The following is a 16,975-nucleotide window of genomic DNA, read 5'->3' on the forward strand; positions in this document are numbered from 1 at the left end:
GGCGGCGGCCGCGCGTGTGGGGGCCGTTCTCGCTCAGCGCAGCGGCCCCTCCACATGCACGCGTCCGGCGTCGGTGCGGGCGCGAAGCTCCGGCTCGTACATGTCTTCGATGGTGGCGGCCGGCTGCACGAAATCCCCCGGCGAGACGGCACGAACCATGTAGGCGAGGCTGAAGCGGGTCTGATCGTCGGGCTGGCGATCGAGGGCCGCCACGAAGCGGTCGGCGCGGAATTCCACATGCGCCGGTTCGGTCGACAGATCGAGCCAGTCGAGGGTGCCGACATCGCCGGAACGCAGGATGTTCGGATTGTCGATCTCAAAACCCGCCGGCAGCGGATCGTCGAGAATGAGATGGCCTGAGCCTGTCTGTTCGGCGGTGACGGTCAGAACGACGACGAGGCGGTCGCCCTGCGCCACATGGCTCGGATCGAGAGGATCGCCTTCGAGCGTGAAGGTTTCGCGCGCGATCAGATAGCCATTGCCGGAGGCGGGTTCCGGCGAGGCCGGCTTGCCGGTCGCGCTGATCGCCACATCGACGGGCGAGGCGGAGAGATTGGCGATTTTCGGTCCCTCGCCTTGCAGCGCGTCTTCCTCGATCGCCGTCGACATTGGCCCGTCATAGCGTTTGCCTGCGACCTCGAGCTCCGGCCGGGCGGCGCTTTGCATCAGCGCATGGGCGGCCATCAGCGACCAGGCGTCTTCCTGCGTGCTGGTGCGCTTTTCCTCGGCACGACGGTCGGCGACGAAATTGGCGAGAAGCGGCAGATCGACGGAATCGGCACTCGTCTCGGAGGCGAGGGTCAGGATCGCCGCGCCGTCCCGGAGCTTGGAGCCGTAATCGCTGCGCCGCTCGTTCGATGATGCCTCCTGAAGTTCGGACACCGCGAGCCGGAAGACCGTCTGCGACAGGCTGCGATCGCCATAAAGGGCAAGGCCCGCGCCGATCTGCGCCTTGGCGAGCGGGGTGGCGAAATCGCCGAGCTTCGTCTCGGCGTAATAGCGCAGGTCGCCGATCGCGGCGCGACCGTTTTGCGCGAGCACATAAAGCGCATAGGCGATGTCTTCGCCGCCATCTGAGAAGTCAGAGGCATAGGCGATGCGGTTCTTCAGATTGTCGAGCGCGATCGTGAAGGCCGTGTCGGGAACCTCGTGGCCGGCGCGGCGGGCGCGGGTCAGGAAGTCGCTCACATAGGCATCGAGCCAGAGATCGTCGGAGCCCGGTCCCCAGAGGCCGAAGCCGCCGCTGGCGCTTTGATAGGCGAGGACCGATTCGATCGCCTTATCGATGCGCTTGTCGGTTTCCGCATCGCTGCCGAGGCCGGCGGCGACTGCAACGTCGTTGAGATAAACGAGCGGCAGAGCGCGGCTCGTCAGCTGTTCGGCGCAGCCATAGGGATAGCGGTCGAGCTTCCTCAAGATCTGCGGCACGTCGATGCGTCCAGCACCGGAGGCGGAGACGCGCACCTTGCCCGAACCCGGGACGAGGCCGTCGAGAAGGTCGGACGAGAGATCGACCGATCCGCCCGGCGCGAGCGTGACGAAGGAGGTGTGGACGACTTCCGGTGTCGCATCGCGAACGGTGAGCGCCAGATCCTTTTCCAGAACCTCGCCCGACGGTGTGGTGAGGCGGACCGAAAGGGTCGCATCGCCTTCCTTGCCGGCCGTCACCGGCAGGAGGAGCTGGCTGCGTGCGCCCTCGGCGAGGTCCGTCTCGACGGGGGAGCCTGCGACGCTCACGATGTCGTCGTCGCTGCTTGCGACCTCGACCGAAACGGGCCCGGCGGGGCCTTCCACATGGGTGAGATCGAGCGCGAGGCGGGACTGGTCGCCCGGCGCCATGAATTGCGGCAGGGCGGTCGACACCACCACCGGGTCGCGGACGAGGACGTCGTTTTCGGCATGGCCGACACCCTTTTCGCTCCAGGCGAGCGCCATCAGGCGCACGGTGCCGTTGAAATCGCCGATCGGCACGGAGACCGTCACCTTGCCGTCCGGCCCGGCTTTCACGATGCCGGAATGCCAGGCGACGAGGTTCTCGGTCGGCGCGGGGCCCTCGAAGCGGGCGAGTGCCGCATCGCCACCGGTGCGGACACGGCCCGGTGCGCCCTGGAAACGGTCGATCAGGGACGAATAGATGTCGCGGATTTCAACGCCGAGACGGCGCTGGCCGAGATAATAGCTTTCCGGATCGGGCGTTTCGAAGCCGGTCAGGTTGAGGATGCCGAGATCGACGGCGGCGAGCGTCACATAAGCCTCTTCGCCCTCGGCGAGATCGGCGATCTCCACGCTCGCCTCGAAAGCCTGGCGCGGTTTGGCGCTTTCGGGCGCGTCGATGGTGACGGCGAGCCGCTGCGCGGGGTTCTCGACGCCCGCCCAGGACAGGCCGAGGGCGCGCGCCGGCATGCGCTTGGCCTCAAGATCCATCGGGCGGTAGAGCGCGGCCGTCACATAGGCGCCCGCACCCCAGTCTTCGGTCACGGGAAGCGTAATTTCGGTGGAGCCTTCTGACACCTCGACGGATTTCGTCGCCACGATGCGGTCGTCGATCACCATCACCTGGGCGATGCCGGCAAAGCGCGGCTCCAGATGCACGGTTGCGGTGTCGCCGATCCGGTAGCGCTCCTTGTCGAGGGATAGTTTCAGGAATTCCGGTGTCTCGAGCGTCTTCGGGGCGGAATACCAGCCGGCCTCGAAGGTCATGCTGGCGGGAAGGAGCGAGCCGTCCGCCTTGGCGACTTCAAGCTCGTACTTGCCCCATTCGACATCGGCCGCAATCTTGGCCGGGTCCTCGGCGGAGATCGAGACATCGCCGCTTGCCACGCGCTGGCGCGTCTCGATCGTCTCGTAGTTCCAGCGCCCGTCGGAACGGTACCATTGGTAATTCGTGTCGATCTTGGAGAGGGTCCAGCTGAGGCCGTCGGCGGCGATCCGCGACCCGTCGTCGGACAAGGCGATGACGCTGAAATTGGCAGTCGAATTCTCGCCGACCTCGTCCTCGAAGGCCGGCTTGATGCCGAGCCGGGGCGTGTCGCCTGCCAAAGGCAAAGTGAGGCTGCGCTCGACCGGGCGGCCGCTCGTATCGATGACGCGAACGTTCACCGTCGCCTTGAGGGGATGGGAAGAGACGGCCGTCTCGGGAAGCTGCGGACGGAAGGCGAGATGGCCGTTCTCGTCGGTTGCAAGGCCCGACTGGGGCGCGGTCTGCGTGTCGAAGGTTTCGTCGGCAAGGCCGAAGCGGTAGCCCGCCCAGCCGTCAAGCTCGTCGGCGGTGGAGACGATGGTTTCCGCCTCCACGTCGAGATCCGCGGCCGGTGCGCCATAGAGGAAGCGGGCATCGGCGGTGATCTCCGGCGGGTTCGCCGGCTCGAACTGCGTCGCCTCCGTTTGCAGCGTGAAGTCGAGGCGTTCCGGCTGGAAATCCTCGACCAGGAAGGTCGTCTCGGCGATCGCCGGCTTTTTCGGGTCGGTATGGACCGAGACGCGCCACTGGCCGCGCATGGCATTGTCGGAGAGTGCGATCTCGGCGAGCGCGCCGCCGAGGCCTTCATCCTCGAGAAGCTCCTGGCGGTCTTCCTTGCCATCCGGGCGGAAGATCTTTGCCGTCAGCGGCAGATCGGTGCGCGCCGTTGAGCGGGAATCGCGGGCCAGCGCCGTCAGATAGACGGTCTCGCCGACGCGGTAGATGCCGCGCTCCGTCGTCAGGAAGACGTCGACGGGGCCGGGCGCCGCACGCCCTTCGACGCCACGGTCGGTGAGGTCGAAGGACGGTTTTGTGAGATCGAGGAAATTGTAGTCGCCGTCTTTCGTCTCGGCGGCGAGGAGGGCCGGCGCCATGCCACCGGTGCCGCGAATGAGGCCGGGGGCGAAATTCGCCTTGCCGTCCGCATCGGTGTCGGCTTCTCCGAGGATCTCATTGCTGGTGGCGATGAGGCGCAGATGCACGCCTTCGACGGGCTCCGCACTTGCGAGCGAGCGCAGGCTGACATTGAGCCCGTCATTGCCGGCGAAGGTCGCAAGCCCGAGATCGCTTGCGAGGAACCACTGCGTCGCCTTCGCGCCCCAATCCTGGGCGTCGTTTTCCGCGTTTGCGACGAGGACATAGATGCCGGGCTCAAGATCGTCGACGAGTTCGCCGATCGGAATGGCGCTCACCACCTCGCGGTTGAGGCGGGTTTCGACGTCGACACTGCCTTCCCAGACCTTGCGGCCTCTCTCGCTTTCGATCTCGTCCGCCTGCCATTGCGAGAGCTGGTCGAGGAAATTGCCGTTGCGCAGGGTCTCGGCGATGCCGCGATCGGCGATCCAGTAGAGCGAAGCCTCGACGGTCGAGGTGTTGACGGTGGTGACGGGCAGGGAGGCGCTGCCGCCGGCCGGCACGACATAGGCATTGCCGGAGAAGCGCACGGCGGGCGAGCGGTCACGCACATAGATGTCGAGGGTCGCCGATTTCAGAAGCGCCTCGCCGTCGGCAGACGGCAGGCCGGCGCGGGCGGTGATGCGGTAGCGGCGGCCATGTTCGACGCCGCTGATGCAAATCTGCTGGCCCTCTGCCTCGACGGCGAGATTGTCGGCATTTTCGATCGAGACGAAATCGCTCAGATCGGAACGCGTCGCGGGCAGCTGGTCGGAAAAATTGAGGCAGATGCGCGGGTCGGCGGCGTCGGAATCGACCTGATGGTCGACGATGCGAAAGCCGTGTTCGGCCACCGCACTTTCATAGGCGCTTCGCACGTCCGGCAGCTCTTCGAGCGCGAGGCTTGCGCGGTAGGCCTTGATTGCCGGCTTCCACTCGTCACGCTCGCCAAGCGAGCGGGCAAGAAGCGCAAGAGCTGCGGCGCGGTCGCGTGAGCCGCGGGCGTGAAGGTAGGCGTCGACGGCGGCGGCCGTGCGCTCTTCGGCGAGACGCTGGCGGGTCTGCCAGTCGTCGGAGGTCGCCTCGGCGCTGACGGCGGCAAGCCGCAGCCACAGATCGACGCGATCCGGGGCCATCTTGAGCGCGCTTTTGAGTTGCGTTGCGGCGAAGAGATAATTGCCGTTCACCGCGGCCTTGTCGGCCAGGGCGAGTGCCGCGTCGAGCGAGGGGGCGCTGTCGGCCCGCGCCAGATCGCCGGAGAGGCGGCGCGCCTCGTCGATGAAGCGCGCGGGTAGGAAGGAGAGCTCGGCCGTGCGCTCTTCGGCAAGCGACAAGGTCGGCAGATCGGAGGTGACGATGCGGCCGGAGATGGCGGCCTTGACGGCGCGGAGATCGCCGACCTCCTCCTTCAGAAAACACCATTTGGCGTTGGTGTTGTAGGTGAAGGCGGCACAGCGGCCATCGACGACGCAGGCGCGTTTGCAGCCTTCGAGCTCGACATCCTTGATGACGTCGTAATCGCCGCCGAAATAATCGGCGCCTTCCGTGGTCAGAAGCCGGCGCTCCTGTGCCTGGGCGTTCGCAGGCTCTGGCTGGAGAGTGAGAAAGACGACGGCAAGGGCGGCAAGGGCCGCCGGAAATCCGCGAAACAGTGCAAACACCGCACGCTCCCCAACACTTTTCTGCGTCAGGCGAGCATAAGGGGCGCCTCTATGGCGGTAAAGCGGCTCCTGCCGAAACCCTGCGTACGGCGGGCTCTCAGCGCGCCGCCGTGCGATGTGGCAGTTGCGTCCAGTAGGCGCGATCCATGGCGGCGATGGCGCCCTCCAGCCGGTCGATCACCTTTGCGAGAGACTCGTCGACGGCCTCCAGATAGTCGGCCCAGTCACGGAAATGGCGGAGGTCCGCCTTGCCGTCGCTGATGCCTTTGAGGGCGATCGTCGGCAGGTCGAAGGCATGGCCGGCGCGCATCACCGCAAAGCCTTCCATGTCGACCATGTCCGCATCGATGAGATCATAGGCGGCGCCGGAGACGATGTTGGAGCCGGTCGACAGCCTTGCGGCGGCGACGTCGCCGATCTGCTGCGGGATTTCGATTTCCGCCGGAAGATCGAGGAAGGGCGTGCGGCCCTTCTCGAAGCCGAGCGGCGAGGCATCCATATCGCGGAAGCTGATGTGGCTCGCCTGATAGACCGCGCCCTGCTCGAGTGCCCTGGAGCCGGCACTGCCGATGGAGACGAGGAGATCCGGGCGTTCCTCTGGCTTCGCTTGGGCGAGAAAGGCCGTGGTGCTGATGGCCGCTTCCACCGGGCCGACGCCGGTGATCAGGGGGTGAATGCGCGCCCGCAGCTCGCTGCGATATTCCTGCTCGGTCGCCATGATGAAGAGGAGGCCGAAGCCTCCGACCATTTCGATTTTCGGCTCTGACACTTTCGAACCCCGCCTCTCAGCCTTTCCGCCAGTTTGACAGAATGGAAAATTCCTTAGATCACACGGCAACAACACCATGCTCCGGACGTTGGCAAGCGACCGGAGGGCGAGAACAGGGGGATGCGTCATGAGTGACCGTGTCGAGGCCGGGGGACTGAAGGTTGCCCGCCCGCTTTATGATTTCGTCAACAACGAGGCTCTGGCCGGCACAGGCATCGCGCCGGAGACATTCTGGGATTCCTTCGCGGCGATCGTGCGCGATCTCACCCCGAAGAACCGCGCACTCCTGGCAGAGCGCGAGCGGCTGCAGGCGCGCATCGACGACTGGCACCGCCAGCGTCGCGGCAAGGGAACCTCAGCGGCGGAATATACCGCCTTCCTGCGCGAGCTCGGCTATCTGCAGCCAGAGCGCGGCGAGGTCACCGTCGAGACCGACAATGTCGATCGCGAAATCACCACCATCGCGGGCCCGCAGCTCGTCGTTCCGGTGATGAATGCGCGCTATGCGCTCAACGCCGCCAATGCACGCTGGGGCTCGCTCTACGACGCGCTTTACGGCACCGACGCGATCTCCGAAGACGATGGGGCGGAGATCGGTAGCGGCTACAATCCGAAGCGCGGCGAGAAGGTGATCGCCTACGCCCGCGGCTTCCTCGATGAATGTTTCCCGCTCGATGGCGACAGCTGGCGCAACGCGAAGGGGCTGTCCGTGCAGGACCAGGCGCTCGCCGTCTGGGTCGAGGAGGGGCGTTCGGTCCGTCTCAAAGCGCCGGAGCAGTTTGCAGGCTTCCGCGGCGAGGCGGGTTCGCCCTCGGCCGTCCTTCTTGCGAACCACCACCTGCACGCAGAGATCGTCATCAACCGCGATCACCCGATCGGCGGCACCGATCAGGCCGGCATCGCCGATGTGATCCTGGAATCGGCCGTCACCACCATCCAGGATTGCGAGGATTCGGTCGCCGCGGTCGACGGCGAGGACAAGACGCTCGTCTATCGCAACTGGCTCGGCCTGATGAAGGGCGATCTCACCGCCTCCTTCCAAAAGGGCGGCGAGACGAAGACCCGCGCGCTCAACGAGGATCGGCGTTATACCGCGCCCGACGGATCGGAGCTCGTCCTGCCCGGCCGCTCCTTGATGCTCGTGCGCAATTCCGGGCATCTGATGACGACGTCCGCGGTGCTCGACGAGAACGGCGACGAGGTCTTCGAAGGCATGCTCGACGCCATGTGCACGAGCCTGATCGCGCTGCACGACATCGGGCCGAACGGGCGTCGCGGCAACAGCCGCACCGGCTCCGTCTACATCGTCAAGCCGAAGATGCACGGCCCCTTCGAGGTCGCCTTCTCCGACACGCTCTTCGGGCGTGTGGAGGATGCGCTCGGCCTGCCGCGCAACACCTTGAAGATGGGCATCATGGACGAGGAGCGGCGCACCACCGTCAACCTCAAGGAATGCATTCGCGCCGCGAAGAACCGCGTCGTCTTCATCAATACGGGCTTCCTCGACCGCACCGGCGACGAGATCCATACCTCGATGGAAGCCGGCCCGATGATCCGCAAGGGCGACATGAAGGGCTCTGCCTGGATCCGCGCCTATGAGGATTGGAACGTCGATGTGGGCCTTGCCTGCGGGCTTCGAGGCCGCGCGCAGATCGGCAAGGGCATGTGGGCGATGCCGGACAAGATGGCGGCGATGCTGGAGCAGAAGATCGGCCATCCGCAAGCCGGCGCCGACACGGCCTGGGTGCCGTCGCCGACGGCGGCGACGCTGCATGCGATCCACTACCACAAGGTCGATGTGCTCGAGCGCCAGGCGGAATTGAAGAGCCGCGAGAAAGCGAGCCTCGACGACATCCTCACCATTCCGGTGGCGGAGAGCCCGAACTGGACGGACGAAGAGATCCAGGCCGAGCTCGACAACAATGCCCAGGGCATTCTGGGCTATGTCGTGCGCTGGATCGACCAGGGCGTCGGCTGCTCGAAAGTGCCGGACATCAACGATGTCGGGCTGATGGAAGACCGCGCCACTCTGCGCATCTCGTCTCAGCATATGGCGAACTGGCTTCACCATGGCGTCGTCAGCGAAGCGCAGATCGTGGAGACGCTGGAGCGCATGGCGAAGGTCGTCGACCGCCAGAACGAGGGCGATCCGAGCTACCGGCCGATGGCGCCGAACTACGACGACAGCGTCGCCTTCCAGGCGGCCAAGGATCTGGTGCTCAAGGGCCGGGTGCAGCCTTCAGGCTATACCGAGCCCATCCTCTATCGCCGGCGCATCGAGGCGAAGGCGAAGCACGGCTGAGCCCCTCGCGGCCGATTTGTGGCAAATCGACGAGTAAGGAAACGGCAGGCCCCAACGCCTGCCGTTTTCGTTTCGGCGCTCTGCTCCGGTTGGAATGCGACGCAACCGGAGGGCAAGACATGTGTTCGCTCCCTGTCTGAGGAACGGCGAGGAGGAACGGCATGGAGGAACTGAGCCTGGCCCTGAACGGTCTGTTCGAGACCACGACGACGCCTGTCGCGGTCATCGCGGCACGGCTCATTCTGGCGGCCGTGCTCGGGGCGATTCTCGGTCTCGAACGCGAGTGGCAGGCAAAGCCCGCGGGTCTGCGCACGCATATGGTGACGGCGCTCGCGGCTGCGACGTTTGCGGTTTTGACGCTCGAGATCGTCGCTCTTTACGAGGGCGCCGGGGACAATGTGCGCTCAGATCCGATCCGGCTCATCGATTCCATCACGGCGGGCGTCGCCTTTCTTGCCGCGGGTGTGATTTTGCATGCGCGCGGCCGGGTCGAAGGGCTGACGACGGGCGCGGGCATGTGGCTGTCGGGGGCGATCGGCGCCGCGGCCGGCCTCGGTTACGGCATCATCGCCATGCTTGGGGCCGGGATCGGGCTTTTCATCATCCTGGCGCTCAGGATCGTCTCCGCGAAAGTGCCGGGCGATGAGGGTGATGGGGACAGCCGTGCCGGCGGGGAAGAAAAAAGGGAGGCCTGAGCCTCCCTTTCATTGTCATGCGCGCGATGTGACGTGAGCCCGGCTCACATCTCCTTCATCTTGTCGGTGACGGCTGTCGTGTAGGCGCCTTCCGGCTCCTTGGTGATGACCGGGTCGGAACCGCCTTCGAGCAGCGTCTTCACGGTGCGGTCGTAATCTTCGACATTGAGCGTGCCGTCGGAGCCTTCGGTCAGCTTGTTGATTTCGCGCATCATGCGCTTCTGGTGCTTTTCGGTCTGGGCGCCGGTGTCGTCGTTGTCGAGCACGATCTCGGCCGCCTCGTCCGGGTGCTCGCGGGCATAGTCCCAGCCCTTCATGGAGGCCTTCACGAAGCGGGCCATCTTGTCGACGAATTCGGGATCCTGAAGGTTCTCCTCCATGACGTAGAGGCCGTCTTCGAGGGTCGCGACGCCCTGATCCTCGTATTTGAAGACGACGAGTTCATCCTCCGGGATGCCGGCGTCGATCACCTGCCAGTATTCGTTGTAGGTCATCGTGGAGATGCAATCGGCCTGCTTCTGGATCAGCGGATCGACGTTGAAGCCCTGCTTGATGACGGTGACGCCGTCCTCGCCGCCCGTCGTCGGGATGTCGAGATGGCTCATCCAGGACAGGAACGGATATTCGTTGCCGAAGAACCAGACACCGAGCGTCTTGCCTTTGAAATCCTCCGGCTTGGTGATGCCGGTCTCTTTGAGGCAGGTGAGCTCCATGCCGGATTTCGCAAAGGGCTGGGCGATGTTGACGAGGGGGACGCCGCGCTCGCGGGCCGCAAGGGCGGCCGGCATCCAGTCGACGATGACATCGGCGCCGCCGCCGGCGATCACCTGTTCGGGCGCGATGTCGGGGCCGCCCGGCTTGATTTCGACATCAAGGCCGGCCTCTTCGTAAAAGCCCTTGTCCTGGGCCACGTAATAGCCGCCGAACTGGGCCTGCGTGACCCATTTGAGCTGCAAGACGACATTGTCGTCCGCAGCTGCGGGGCCGGCGGCGACGGCGGACATGCCGACGGCCAGTCCGAGAGCTGCCAAAACTCGCTTCATACCATTCTCCCTCTCTTTTTGGGGCCGCCGCCCTAATGGCGATAGGACGGATGCCAGAATGTCAGCGCCCGCTCGATCATGGCGACGAGGCCGTAAAAGAGCGATCCGGCGATCGCCGCGACGGTGATCTCCGCCCAGACCATGTCGATGTTCATGCGTCCGACTTCGGTCGAAATGCGGAAACCCATGCCGACGATCGGCGTGCCGAAAAACTCTGCAACAATCGCGCCAATGAGGGCGAGGGTGGAGTTGATCTTGAGCGCGTTGAAGATGAAGGGCAGCGCCGCCGGCAGGCGTAGCTTGATGAGCGACTGGGTGTGGGTCGCCGCATAGGTGCGCATGAGGTCGCGCTCCATGGCGCCGGCGGCATTGAGGCCCGAAACCGTGTTCACCAGCATCGGAAAGAAGGTCATGACGACGACGACGGCCGCCTTCGACGGCCAGTCGAAGCCGAACCACATCACCATGATCGGGGCGATGCCGACGATCGGAAGCGCCGAGACGAGGTTGCCGACAGGCAGGAGCCCGCGCTTCAGGAAGGGCACGCGGTCGACGAGAAGGGCAAGGAGAAAGCCGGCGCCGCAGCCCATCGCATAGCCGGCAATGACGGCTTTCAGAAACGTCTGCCTGAAATCGGCCCAGAGCGTGGGAAGCGAGGAGGCAAAGGTGACGGCAATCGCGCTCGGCGGCGGCAACAGCACCGGCGGCACGCCGAAGCCGCGCACCAGGCATTCCCACAAGATCAGGAGCCAAAGGCCGAAGACGACGGGTACGGCGAGCGAGAAGGCACGGCGGAGAGGCGTCGGCCGCCCCTCCGTCAGGCGCGCGAGATCGCGCATCACCTGCACGGTGAGAAGGGCGGTTGCGGCAAGGGTCGCCCAAAAGCCGAGCCCCGCCCGGCCTTCAATGGCAGACAGAAAAAAGAGAAGCAGGGTGAAGGCCGCCGTCGCGATGACGGCATTGAGGAGAAGGCGCAAGCCGACGATGCGGGGCCAGCCGGCCATCGGCACGACGAGGAGAAGAGCGCCGAGGAGAAGCGACGAACCGGCGACGCGCGACCCGCCTTCGGCCACCGGAAACGGCAGCGCGACGATGGCGAGGATCGCCGCGAGGAGGGTGAGAAGAAACGCGCCCTGGCTTTGCGGCCGCTCGGCGGTGACATGTGCTGCGCTCACGCTTTCACCCCCATGCGGCGCAGCACCATGCGGTCGGCGATGCCGACGATGGTGACGAGGATCGCCGCCATGAAGGCTGCAACGAGGAGGGCCGACCAGATCTGCACCGTCTGACCGTAATAGGAGCCGGAGAGAAGGCGCGCGCCGAGCCCGGCGCGGGCGCCCGTCGGCATCTCGCCGACGATCGCCCCGACCAGCGAAATGGCGATCGCGACCTTGAGGCTCGCAAACAGGAACGGCATCGCGGCCGGCAGGCGCAGCTTTGCCATCGTCTGTGCCGGGCTCGCCGAATAGGTGCGCATCAGATCGAGCAGCATCGGGTCGGGCGATCTCAGCCCCTTCACCATGCCGACGGCCACGGGGAAGAAGGCGAGATAGGCGGAGACGGTGCCTTTCGCCCAGATCGGCGGGACGTCGAGCGAGCCGAGGACGACGACGATCATCGGCGCGATCGCCAGGATCGGGATCGTTTGCGAGGTGATGATCCAGGGCATGAGGCTCTTGTCGAGCGTGCGCGAGGAGACGATGCCGATCGCCAGCACGATGCCGAGAAGCGTGCCGATGCCGAAGCCGGTGAGAGTGGAGGAGAGTGTCACCCAGCCGTGGTAGACGAGGCTGCGCTTCGAGGTCGGCTTCACCTCGACGGTCGTCTTCCAGATCTCTGCGGCGACCTGGTGCGGGGCTGGCAGGACCGGACGCTCCTGGGCGTAGGTGGCGGCGGCGAAATCGATGAAATTGCGTTCGATGCCGGCACGGCGGTCACGATCGATCTGCTGCGGGGCGTTGAGATAGATCGCGCCCGCATACCAGACGAGAATCAGCGCCGCGACGACGACGAGAACTGGGCCCGTCTGGCCAGCGAAGATGCGCTGAACCCACACGCGCGGCGCATAACCGACCCCGCCACCGGGCTCCGCGATCTCACTCATAGGCGGGGCTCTCCGACTGGGCTTTTGGGCGGACAAGCGGCCGCCTTCAGGTCTTCGTTCGACCCCCACCCCTGTCCCCTCCCCACAAGGGGGAGGGGAACGCCAATTGCGTCGCCGCCGCCCCACTGTTTCAGGCCGGCTTGTGAGCGCAAAAACGCTCCGGTCGGATCGATCTCAAGGTCGCGCTCCGACATCTCAGTCCTCATAGGAATGGCCGGCGCGGAGGCCTTCGCGGACGCGGTGGGCGATTGCCAGGAATTCCGGCGTCTCGCGGATGTCGAGGCCGCGGTCGCGGGGGAGGCCGCAATCGATGACGTCGTAGATGCGGCCCGGGCGCGGCGACATGACGACGATCTTCGAGGACAGAAACACCGCTTCGGGGATCGAATGGGTGACGAAGACGATGGTCTTGTTGGTCTTGGCCCAGAGCTGCAGGAGCTGTTCGTTGAGGTGGTCGCGGACGATCTCGTCGAGGGCGCCAAAAGGCTCGTCCATGAGGAGAAGATCCGGCTCCACGGCGAGCGCGCGGGCGATGGAGGCGCGCTGCTGCATGCCGCCGGAAAGCTGCCAGGGGAATTTGCGCTCAAACCCCGCCAGGTTGACGAGATCGAGGTTCTTTTTGACCCGCTTCTGCTGTTCCGCCTTCGGCAGCCCCATGATTTCGAGCGGCAAAGCGACGTTCTTGGCGATGGTGCGCCAGGGATAAAGCGCCGCCGCCTGAAAGACATAGCCGTAGGAGCGCTCGCGGCGCGCCGCATCGGGCGAGACGCCGTTGACGGTGATCTCACCCGAGGTCGGCTGTTCGAGATCGGCGATGACGCGCAGCAAGGTGGTCTTGCCGCAACCCGACGGGCCGATCAGCGAGACGAATTCGCCGCGATGGATCGCAAGATCGATGTCGGCGAGCGCCTGGACGGGGCCGTCGGCCGTCTGAAAGGTGAGCGAGAGACCGGATGCGGCGATGACCGCGCCGGTATGCGCCGGTTTGGGGGGCGCCGATTTGGGGGGCGCGGCCGTTGCGGGTGTGGTGTCAGCTTCGACCATGGGCCTCTAGGCTCCCGAAGGCGTTGATGGGATGAAAGAGGCGTTGTGCATGTGGCTCCTCAAACACCAGCCGGAATGCCGGCGCGCTCCACGCGGCGCGGGGCCGTGAGCTCTTTCCATGTCGACAGCGCTTTCGCAACCGGCGGATTGGCCGGGCGCTCCACGAAGCGGCCATCGCCGGTGCCGGCCTTCACCTCGCCCTCCTCATAGGCGACGCGGCCGCGCGACAGGGTCATCCGCGGCAGGCCATGCACGGGCATGCCTTCGAAGACCGTGTAGTCGATCGCCGATTTCTGGCTCCCTGCGGTGATCGTCTTCGTCGCCTCGGGATCCCAGATGATGATGTCGGCATCGGCGCCTTCGACGATCGCGCCCTTCCGCGGATAGATGTTGAGGATCTTGGCGATGTTGGTGGAGGTGGCGGCGACGAACTCGTTCATCGTCAGTCGACCCGTCCGGACGCCATAGGTCCACAGAAGCGGCAGGCGCTCCTCGATGCCGCCGGTGCCGTTCGGGATTTTTGTGAAATCGCCGAGCCCCATGCGCTTCTGCTCCGTGGTGAAGGCGCAATGGTCGGTGGCGACGACCTGGAGAGAACCCGCGGCAAGCCCCGCCCAGAGCGAGTTCTGATGGTCCTTGCTGCGGAAGGGGGGCGACATCACCCGGCGGGCGGCATAGTCCCAATCGTCGTTCAGATATTCCGTCTCGTCGAGGAGGAGATGCTGGATGAGCGGCTCGCCGAAGACGCGCATGCCCTTCTGGCGCGCCCGGCGGATCGCCTCATGCGTCTGCTCGCAGGAGACATGCACGATATAAAGCGGCACGCCCGCCTGGTCGGCGATCATGATGGCGCGGTTGGCGGCCTCGCCCTCGACTTCCGGCGGGCGCGAAAAGCCGTGCGCTTCCGGCCCGTTGTTGCCTTCGGCGAGAAGCTTCTGCTGCAGGAAGGCGACGACATCGCCGTTCTCGGCATGGACGAGCGGCATCGCCCCGATCTCCGCGCAGCGGGAGAAGGAGGCGAACATCTCGTCGTCGTTCACCATCAAGGAGCCCTTGTAGGCCATGAAATGCTTGAAGGTGTTGATGCCCTGCGCGACGACCTTCGGCATCTCGTCGAAGACCTGCTTGTCCCACCAGGTGATGGCCATGTGGAAGGAGTAGTCGGTGCGCGCTTTTCCAGCCTTCTGATACCATTGCTGGAGCGCGTCGATGAGGCCCTGGTTCGGCGCCGGCAGGCAGAAATCGACCGTCATCGTGGTGCCGCCGGCAAGCGCCGCGGCCGTGCCGGAATCGAAATCGTCGGTCGAATGCGTGCCCATGAAGGGCATTTCCATATGGGTGTGCGGGTCGATGCCGCCCGGCATCACGTAGCAGCCGGTCGCATCGATCACGTGATCGGCGTCGTGATTGAGATCGGGGCCGATCGCCACGATCTTGTCGTGCTGGATGAAGACGTCGGCCTTGTAGGTGCGGTCAGCGGTGACGACCGTTCCGCCCTTGATGATCTTGGTCATGGCGCTCTTGCTCCCCTAAACTCTTTTCCGGACTTGCACTCCGAAGACCCCCACCCTCATTCCCTCCCCACAAGGGGGAGGGATGACCACTCTGCCCCGCCCAGCTTCTGCAATCGAGGCTTTGTCTGTGGCTGGGGCTCTCCCTCGAGATCGGCGCTTCGCGCGGAACGGGGGATTTCTCTTCTCACGCAATCCCCAGCTCCCGCAGGATTTCCTCCACGCATCCGTCGAAGGCTTCGTCGATCTCGGCGGTCGAAAAGCGCAGGATGCGATATCCTTGAGTTTTCAGCCACGCATCTCTCGTGCGATCTCTCGCAGCGGTTCTGCTGTGGAGATGATGGTGGCCATCCACTTCGATGACGAGCTTCTCGGAGTGAACGGCAAAATCGGCGATATACGGCCCTATGGGTGCCTGCCTTCGCACGTGAACCCCATGGAGCCGGCGAAGCTCGCGCAGCTCGTTCCATAGCTTCCTCTCGCCGAGCGTCATGTCGCGCCGGAATGCGCGCGCCAGGCCGATCGTCCGAGGTTCGATCGTGGAGGGTGTCATCGGCATGACCCGGCAAGCACGGCATATCCCCCTCCCCCTTGTGGGGAGGGGATAGGGGGGGGGTCGAAGGAGACCGTACCGAACATCTCATCCGATCCTCCCTGAGCCCGAACGCTTCGGCAGTGAGTGCCGCTCAGCTCACAATCTCCGCCGTTTGGAGTACTGCGTGGAAGAGGACATTGGCGCCGGCCTCGGCCCATTCCTTGGAGATGTCTTCGTCTTCATTGTGCGACAGGCCGTCGACGCAGGGGCACATGACCATGGTGGCGGGGGCGACTTTTGCCGCCCAGCAGGCGTCGTGGCCGGCGCCCGACACGATGTCCATATGGGCATAGCCGAGCGTCTCCGCGGCCTTGCGCACGGTGGCGACGAGCTCGGGCGTGAAGGTGACCGGATCGAAATGGCCGACCGCCTCCACCTCGCAGCCGACGCCGATCTCGGCGCAGATCGCGGCCGCCTCCTTCTCGATGCGGGCGCGCATGCCGTCGAGCTTCTCCTGATCGACGGTGCGGATATCGACGGTGAAGACGACCTTGCCGGGGAGGACGTTGCGGGAGTTCGGCTGGAACGTCACCTGGCCGACACCGCCGACGGCGTTCGGCTGGGCGTCCATCGCCACCTTCTGCACCATCTCGAAAATGCGGGCCATGGCGAGGCCGGCATTGACGCGCATCGCCATCGGCGTGGAGCCGGTATGGGCCTCCTTGCCGGTCAGCGTGAATTCGAGCCACCAGAGACCCTGGCAATGGGTGACGACGCCGATTTCCTTGTTCTCGGCTTCGAGGATCGGGCCCTGCTCGATATGCAATTCGTAATAGGCGTGCATTTTGCGCGCGCCGACTGTCTCGTCGCCCTTCCAGCCGATGCGGGCGAGCTCCTCGCCGAAGGTCTTGCCTTCGAGATCCTTGCGGCCATAGGCGTAATCGAGCGTGTGGACGCCGGCGAAAACGCCGGAGGCGAGCATCGCCGGTGCGAAGCGCGCACCTTCCTCGTTCGTCCAGTTGACGACGACGATCGGGTGCTTCGTCTTGATGTTGAGATCGTTGAGCGAGCGCACGGCTTCCAGCGCGCCGAGCACGCCCAGAACGCCGTCATAGCGGCCGCCGGTCGGCTGCGTATCGAGATGCGAGCCGACATAGACGGGCAGGGCGTCCGGGTCCGTGCCTTCGCGACGGGCGAACATCGTCCCCATCTCGTCGATGCCCATCGTGAGCCCGGCCTCGTCGCACCATGTCTTGAACAGACGACGGCCCTCGGCGTCGTCATCGGTCAAGGTCTGGCGGTTGTTGCCTCCGCGCAGGCCCGGTCCGATCTCGGCCATTTCGTGAATGGAATTCCAAAGCCGGTCGGCATTGATCCGCAGATTGGAGTCCACAGCATTCCCCCCTGTGGTTTCTGCCATGCGGGGCAGAAAACTTGACTAAATGGTCAAATCTCACG

11 protein-coding genes are annotated in these 16,975 nt (G+C 65.2%); 2 read left to right on the plus strand and 9 right to left on the minus strand.

From position 1 onward, the window contains the following. Positions 1–33 precede the first annotated feature (33 nt). The gene (locus tag ACK8CP_RS17185) at positions 34–5,514 is read right to left on the minus strand and encodes an alpha-2-macroglobulin family protein (RefSeq protein ID WP_414832615.1); all 5,481 of its coding nucleotides are present in this window, start codon (positions 5,512–5,514) and stop codon (positions 34–36) included. 97 nt (positions 5,515–5,611) lie between these two features. Further along, positions 5,612–6,262: a 5'-methylthioadenosine/S-adenosylhomocysteine nucleosidase gene (locus ACK8CP_RS17190; protein ID WP_414834291.1), complete on the minus strand. Its 651-nt coding sequence runs from the start codon at positions 6,260–6,262 to the stop codon at positions 5,612–5,614. A 148-nt stretch (positions 6,263–6,410) separates the two neighbouring features. On the opposite strand from ACK8CP_RS17190, the gene ACK8CP_RS17195 reads away from it, so the two are divergent. Further along, entirely contained in the window at positions 6,411–8,585 is a 2,175-nt protein-coding gene (locus tag ACK8CP_RS17195; RefSeq protein WP_414832616.1) for a malate synthase G, read from the plus strand. A gap of 161 nt (positions 8,586–8,746) precedes the next feature. Further along, on the plus strand, positions 8,747–9,280 hold the full coding sequence (locus ACK8CP_RS17200) for an MgtC/SapB family protein (protein ID WP_414832617.1): 534 nt from the start codon (positions 8,747–8,749) through the stop codon (positions 9,278–9,280). A gap of 44 nt (positions 9,281–9,324) precedes the next feature. Here the strand turns inward: ACK8CP_RS17200 and ACK8CP_RS17205 are convergent, their stop codons facing one another. From ACK8CP_RS17205 to ACK8CP_RS17235, 7 genes are all read right to left on the minus strand, one after another. Next, positions 9,325–10,323, minus strand: a complete 999-nt coding sequence (locus tag ACK8CP_RS17205) for an ABC transporter substrate-binding protein (RefSeq protein ID WP_234629259.1) — start codon at positions 10,321–10,323, stop codon at positions 9,325–9,327. Between the two features lie 32 nt (positions 10,324–10,355). Further along, entirely contained in the window at positions 10,356–11,498 is a 1,143-nt protein-coding gene (locus ACK8CP_RS17210; RefSeq protein ID WP_414832618.1) for an ABC transporter permease, read from the minus strand. Then, a complete protein-coding gene (locus ACK8CP_RS17215; RefSeq protein ID WP_414832619.1) occupies positions 11,495–12,427 on the minus strand; it encodes an ABC transporter permease in 933 nt (310 codons plus the stop codon). Before ACK8CP_RS17215 ends, ACK8CP_RS17210 begins: the two co-directional genes overlap by 4 nt. 195 nt (positions 12,428–12,622) lie before the next feature. Next, a complete protein-coding gene (locus ACK8CP_RS17220) occupies positions 12,623–13,471 on the minus strand; it encodes an ABC transporter ATP-binding protein (protein WP_414832620.1) in 849 nt (282 codons plus the stop codon). Positions 13,472–13,530: 59 nt separating this feature from the next. Next, a complete protein-coding gene (gene hydA, locus ACK8CP_RS17225; protein ID WP_234629255.1) occupies positions 13,531–14,985 on the minus strand; it encodes a dihydropyrimidinase in 1,455 nt (484 codons plus the stop codon). A 184-nt stretch (positions 14,986–15,169) separates the two neighbouring features. After that, positions 15,170–15,475: an endonuclease domain-containing protein gene (locus ACK8CP_RS17230; RefSeq protein ID WP_414832621.1), complete on the minus strand. Its 306-nt coding sequence runs from the start codon at positions 15,473–15,475 to the stop codon at positions 15,170–15,172. Between the two features lie 193 nt (positions 15,476–15,668). Beyond that, positions 15,669–16,937, minus strand: a complete 1,269-nt coding sequence (locus tag ACK8CP_RS17235) for a Zn-dependent hydrolase (RefSeq protein WP_414832622.1) — start codon at positions 16,935–16,937, stop codon at positions 15,669–15,671. Positions 16,938–16,975 lie beyond the last annotated feature (38 nt).

Source organism: Afifella sp. YEN Y35 (assembly GCF_047553465.1).
GTDB classification, from domain to species: Bacteria; Pseudomonadota; Alphaproteobacteria; order Rhizobiales; family Afifellaceae; genus Afifella; species Afifella aestuarii.